This is a genomic window from Thalassotalea sp. G20_0, from assembly GCF_017744175.1.
Taxonomy (GTDB): Bacteria; Pseudomonadota; Gammaproteobacteria; order Pseudomonadales; family Endozoicomonadaceae; genus Endozoicomonas.
The window spans coordinates 1-688 of the sequence record NZ_JAGHQV010000388.1; the positions used below are offsets into that span (position 1 = coordinate 1).

Below are 688 nucleotides of genomic sequence, written 5' to 3' on the forward strand. Positions count from 1 at the left end.
CTTGGCCATCAAATCCTTAACACTACTTTTGAGCCCATCACCCAGGGAGCCCAGAACATCGGTATCTGACATAAACTCCTCTAATGCATCCTCAATGCTGGCCGCTGCATCTTCCGCCGCCGCATCGCCCCCGTTCGAGGCCAGTCTTTTTATAAATGCGCCGCTAGCCACCACACCTAACGTTCCGCCGACGCTACCCACCGCAATTGCGGCCTTGGTTCCCGCACTTAAACCTTGATCGGTGCCACCGGAAGGCTGGCCACCGGACGATTGGGGAACCGCTCCAGCGGATGGGTGAGCCAACAGCGCCGCTCCGGGAACCTCCGGGGCAATAGCATTGATGGCATCGCGCAACACCATCATTTCCATCGAATCTTGAAAATCGTCCAGGCTGGACGGGGCCTGGGCCACCCCGGAAGGACCGGGTACCGGGTTCGGCTGTTCTCCAGCGGTCGCTTTGGCCCGGGCAAGCAGGCTTCGACTGGTTTTGGCCATAATGTGAGCATTCAGTTTTTTGATGGCTTCCGGTACCGGGGTATTATTGGCCAGGGCATCGTCAAGCACACTGATCACTTCCCGCATTTGCATAATCAGTGGATCGGCTGTGGTTACCTCAGTGCTTGAGGGTGGAGGGAGCAAGTCCTGTTCAGTCAGCTTCTGGCTTAATTTCAGTTTCTTAAGCCCATCT

Annotated in this window: 1 protein-coding gene; it reads right to left on the minus strand. The window is 56.5% G+C overall.

Going from position 1 to position 688, the window contains the following annotated elements; translation table 11 throughout:
• Positions 1-639, minus strand: a 639-nt coding sequence (locus J7438_RS26650; protein ID WP_209279042.1) for a hypothetical protein, incomplete at its 3' end; no start/stop codon positions are given.
• Positions 640-688: the final 49 nt, after the last annotated feature.